Source organism: Micromonospora sp. NPDC003776, from assembly GCF_053605645.1.
In genome coordinates this window covers 1-1,712 of sequence record NZ_JBSGJR010000895.1, presented here as the reverse complement: position 1 = coordinate 1,712, position 1,712 = coordinate 1, and the positions used below count along the sequence as shown (strand labels likewise).

At 76.3% G+C, this 1,712-nt stretch carries 2 protein-coding genes; one reads left to right on the top strand and one right to left on the bottom strand.

The window, feature by feature from the left end:
* Positions 1 to 62 precede the first annotated feature (62 nt).
* Positions 63 to 758 (top strand): response regulator, encoded by a 696-nt coding sequence (locus tag ACWEVO_RS36175; protein ID WP_452311889.1) that lies wholly within the window; start codon positions 63 to 65, stop codon positions 756 to 758.
* Between the two features lie 176 nt (positions 759 to 934).
* Here ACWEVO_RS36175 and ACWEVO_RS36170 read toward each other — a convergent pair.
* Positions 935 to 1,712: MMPL family transporter (locus tag ACWEVO_RS36170; protein ID WP_452311888.1), on the bottom strand; the 778-nt coding region annotated here is incomplete at its 5' end.

The window sequence follows — 1,712 nt, the reverse complement described above, 5'->3', positions numbered from 1 at the left end:
GACGCCGGCCCGGGCCCGCGCGGGGGTTTCACGGTACGGGCCAGGCTGCCACGGGAGGCCACATGATCCGGGTGCTGCTCGCCGACGACCAGGGGCTGATCCGCGCCGGGCTGCGGTCCCTGCTGGACGGGGTGGACGGCGTCGAGGTGGTCGGTGAGGCCGCCAACGGCGGCCAGGCCGTGGCCCTGGCCCGGGAGCTGCGCCCCGACATCGTGCTGATGGACCTGCGGATGCCCGACGTGGACGGGGTGACCGCCACCCGGCGGATCACCGGCGACCCGGCGCTCTCGTCCGTACGGGTGGTGGTGCTGACCACCTTCGTCGAGGAGGAGGACGTCTTCGCGGCGCTCCGCTCCGGGGCCAGCGGCTTCCTGGTCAAGGACGCCGAGCCGGACGAGCTCGTCCAGGCGGTACGCATCGTCGCCCGGGGCGACGCGCTGCTCTCCCCCGCCGTGACCCGCGCGGTGATCCGGCGCTCGGTCGACGCGCTGCCGAGCACGGAGCCCCGGACCCACGCCCCCGAACTGGCCGCGCTCACCGCGCGGGAGCGGGAGGTGGTCCAGCTCGTCGCGGCCGGGCTGAGCAACGACGAGATCGCCGCCCGGCTGGTGGTCAGCCCGCTGACCGCCAAGACCCACGTCTCCCGGGCCATGGTCAAGGTCGGCGCCCGGGACCGGGCGCAGCTGGTCGTCTTCGCCTACCGCAGCGGCCTGGCCAGCCCCGAGGCGTACTCCCCGGGTAGTAGCGGCCGGGAGTAGCCGGGCCGGGGAGGTGTCTGCGCCGGTGGGACGCCGTCGGGCCGGAACCCGGCGACGATCGGCGGCATGGACACCTCCTGGCTCTCCCGGCTCGCCGCCCTCTGCCACCGCCGCCGCCTGCCGGTGCTGCTCGCCTGGATCGCGCTCACCGTCCTCGCGGTGCTGCTCGGCGTCCGCTACGGCGGCCCGACCAGCGACGACTTCAGCTCCACCGACACCCCGTCCGGCGCCGCCCAGCAGCTGGTGCGGGAACACTTCCCGGCCTTCGCGGCGGACACCGTCACCCTCGCGGTCCGGGCCGACGCCGGCGTCGACGACCCGGCGGTGCGGCAGCGGGTCACCGGCGTGCTCACCACGCTCGCCGGGGCCGGGCGCGTGGCCGCCGTCCGATCCCCGTACGACGCCCCCGACCAGGTGTCACCCGACCGGCGCACCGGGTACGCGGTGGCCACCCTGACCACCCCGAGCGCCGAGGTGCCGGTCGCGGAGACCGCCGCGCCGACCGCCAGGCCGCGCAGGAACCCCAGCCCGGTGAGGAACAGCCCGCACAGGCCGACCACCACCGTGCCGCCGGCGAACAGCACCGCCCGGCCGGCCGTCGCGGTGGCGGCCACCACCGCGTCGCCGGGGGTACGCCCGCCGGCCAGGCCCTCCCGGTAGCGGGTGACGATGAACAGCGCGTAGTCGATGCCGACGCCGAGCCCGATCATCGTGGCCAGCACCGGGGCGAACCCCGGCGTGGGCAGCAGGTGCTGGGTCAGGGCCATGGTGGAGAGCCCGACCGCGATGCCGAAGACGGCGGTGACGATGGGCAGCGCCATGGCCAGCACCGAGCCGAACGCGAGCAGCAGGATGATCGCGGCGGCGGCCAGCCCGACGGCGTCGGCGGCGCCCCCGCCGGGCGTCTCGACGGCGTCCACCGCGTCGCCGGAGAGGGCGAAGGTGACCCCGTCG